Consider the following 3,163-nt stretch of genomic DNA (forward strand, 5'->3'; position numbering starts at 1 on the left):
CAATCTTATCGATACCACTCCAGACGCTATATGCGTCATGAAAAATTCCGCCAGTGCTTCCGCAGGCTCCCAGAGCCACTACGATCTTTGGATCAGGTGCAGCCTCATAAGCGCGAAGCAGTGGATAATACATCTGGCGAGTAACCGGACCGGTGCAGACTAAGATATCTGCGTGGCGAGGGTTGGCTACGAGTTTAAAACCAAAGCGCTCCGGATCCCACATCGGCGTGATAGAAGCAAAAATTTCGATTTCACAGCCGTTGCAACTTCCGCAGTCGATACGATAAACGCTGAAGCTTCGTTTGATATTTTTCAAAAGCTCCAATTTTGCGGTTAGATCGTTTGCGTTTTTAATATTTTCGGGGACTTGATACAAACTCATTTTATTGCCTCCTCTATACCTTTGGTCACTCTTTCGACCGCTTGAGCTTTTTTGCATTCAGGACAGATATAGAGATATTTTTTAGCTTCTTCTAATCTGCCTGGGAGCAAATTTGCAGTACTTAACTTTTCTAGCGTGTAATTGATGAGCCTTTTTGGGGTCATCGGCTTGCCGCAGCAGCTGCATTTCTCCATCTCAAGCTCGCCGTGTTGGATAAGCGCGCTTTTATCAAATTTTACCGCTAGCTCAAAGCTATTGCCTAGCCTTACCGCTCCCGTAGGGCATACCTCGTCGCAGCGACCGCAAAATATGCAGCGCCCACAGTCAAATTCCCAAATTAATTTAGTTTGGGCTTCGTTCATCTTAAGCTCAATCGCATTAGATGGGCAGGCGATTCCGCATGCAGCACAGCCTATGCAAAGCTCATAGGTGTATTCAGGCTGCCCGCGAAAATTCTCGGGCACGATGTATGGCTCAAACGGATAAGCATAGGTCGCCTTACCATATTTTTCGGTAATGTCGAATAATTTCATCATCTTAAATCCTTTTTGCTAATTTTGCCCGTTTGGCAAAATTTCTTAAGGTCTTTTTCGGTTAGAATTTTACTCTTTCCGCTATTAATATCGACTAAAGTTACACGCTCGGTGCATGAGTAGCACGGATCCATCGAGCATACGATTAGCGCCGCATCGGAGATGTTATTTCCGCGGAATTGAAATCGCAAGCTCGGCCAGTTGTTATACGTAGCGGCGCGACATCTCCAGCGGTAAACCTTCTGAGCGTTTCCTTGCATGATCCAGTGGACATTTTCGCCTCGCGGCGCTTCGTCGTGACCTAAAGCGTAGTTTTCCGGTCTGATCATAGTCTGTGGATCGATCATTATCGGAGTTTGCGGCATTTGATGCAAGCACTGCCTGATGATGTGGATCGATTGTTTGAGCTCTTTATACCTTACGACTTCGCGGCTGAATACATCGCCACCGTGCTCTACGGCTACTTCGAATTCTATCTTGTTAAAGAAATCGTAAGGATGATCGTAGCGGTTGTCGCGTTTAAAACCGGAAGCTCTCATATTTGGACCTACCGGGCTGAAATCACGCGCCACTTTGCGATCTAATATGCCCACGCCTTTCCAGCGACCGATTTGGCGTTTATCTTCCATAACGGCGTCCCAAATTTCAGAAATTTGAACATCAAGTTTATTGATGATCTCGATACTCTTGCGAATTTCATTGTCGGTCATATCGCGGCGAAGTCCGCCCATAATTACATTGCCGTAGGTCTTGCGGCCGCCGGTTACTAGCTGAGCTAGCTCCATAGAATACTCGCGCACCCTAAAGATATGCATAAAGGCGTTGTAGTTACCTGTTACCTCGCAGGCTAGACCGATATTTAAAAGATGGCTGTGAAGGCGCTCGATCTCAAGGCAGATGACGCGGATAGCTTGCGCACGAAGCGGAATTTCAAGCTTGATAGCTTTCTCTGCTGCTTCAATACACGCAATCGCGTGAGCGTAGCCGCAAATTCCGCAGACGCGCTCTGCAAGGTAGCCCATCTGATCGTAATTCATTCGGTTTTCAGCTAGCTTCTCCATACCGCGGTGTTGATAAAACAAGCGGTAGTCTGCATCGATAATCTCATCGCCGTCGCAAAATAGTCTAAAGTGTCCCGGCTCATCGCTCGTTACGTGAAGAGGTCCAAGTGGAACATCTACTACGCCGTCGCCGCTAGGAAATAAAAACTCTGCATTGGGCTCGTCTTTATGATCTACAGGATCGGGCCTATAGCGATAGTCCATTGCGTCTTTGCGAAGTGGATGAAGCCCATCCGGCCAATCGTCGCTTAATACCAAACGACGTTTATCAGGCAAGCCTTCGGCGATTAAGCCGAACATGTCGAAAGCTTCTCTTTCGTACCATACGCAAGCAGGCACTAAAGGAGTAACTGACGGGAATGTAGGATCCGATCCGGGAATTAGCGTCCTAACGGTGATGAAGCATTTATCCTCTGCGGCAAAATCCTCCGCTTCGGTCATCTTGCCACCTTCCATAGATATCGCATAGTAAAGTGCGAAATTTCCGTTTAGCTCGCGCTCATCGTTAGGGATCATCGTGCTGATAAAACCGCCGATGTCATAATATAGTGTCTTAACCGCAAGCGGCAGATCATTTCTATCCACTAAAACGGTGATTTGATCCTCGGCTTGGCGGGTAACTTCTAAGACCTTGACTTTGGTCTTTAAAATTTCTATAAATTTATCGCCTCTCATTTTTAACCTCTCATCATTATTCTAACGCCGTTTTCGACGAGCATCCAAAAATCACCTACGTGCCATACGCCGAAAATTATCACTAAAGCGCAAAGCAAGATTAGCGGTAAATTTTCAAACAAGCTCATCTCTTTAGCATAAACCACTTCACCTTTAGGCGTACCGAAGCTCGCTAGATTAAAGTGCGCGAAGTCCGCGATGAAAATAATTACGAGCGCGATCGCAAATAATGCTACGGCTATGTATTGACCGCTGGCTATCGCGCCTTTGAAAACGTTAAATTCGCTCACGAATATCGCAAACGCAGGAACACCTACGAGCGAGCAGACCGCAGCACCAAACATTATCGTAGTAAGCGGAGCGATTTTTACCATACCGCCCATTCTAGTCATATCTTTGTGACCATAAATTCTAGCAATATTGCCAGTAGAGCAGAATGCAAGAGCCTTGGTAAAGCTGTGAGCTAAGCAGTGAAAGATCGCGGCAAGCAAGCCAAAATATCCGCCGATACC

The 3,163-nt window shown here is 46.6% G+C and carries 3 protein-coding genes and 1 pseudogene; all 4 read right to left on the reverse strand.

From position 1 onward, the window contains the following. Nucleotides 1-382, reverse strand: a pseudogene (locus Q0095_RS02695) (hydrogenase); the annotation flags it as partial. Beyond that, the gene (locus Q0095_RS02700; RefSeq protein WP_177386902.1) at nucleotides 379-918 is read right to left on the reverse strand and encodes a formate hydrogenlyase complex iron-sulfur subunit; all 540 of its coding nucleotides are present in this window, start codon (nucleotides 916-918) and stop codon (nucleotides 379-381) included. The pseudogene Q0095_RS02695 and the gene Q0095_RS02700, both read right to left, overlap by 4 nt. Further along, complete coding sequence (locus Q0095_RS02705; protein ID WP_297881120.1) at nucleotides 915-2,651, reverse strand: hydrogenase large subunit; 1,737 nt, start codon at nucleotides 2,649-2,651, stop codon at nucleotides 915-917. Before Q0095_RS02705 ends, Q0095_RS02700 begins: the two co-directional genes overlap by 4 nt. Before the next feature lie 2 nt (nucleotides 2,652-2,653). After that, on the reverse strand, nucleotides 2,654-3,163 hold a 510-nt coding region (locus Q0095_RS02710; protein ID WP_297881122.1), incomplete at its 5' end, for a proton-conducting transporter membrane subunit.

It is taken from the genome of uncultured Campylobacter sp. (assembly GCF_938045535.1).
Taxonomy (GTDB): domain Bacteria; phylum Campylobacterota; class Campylobacteria; order Campylobacterales; family Campylobacteraceae; genus Campylobacter_B.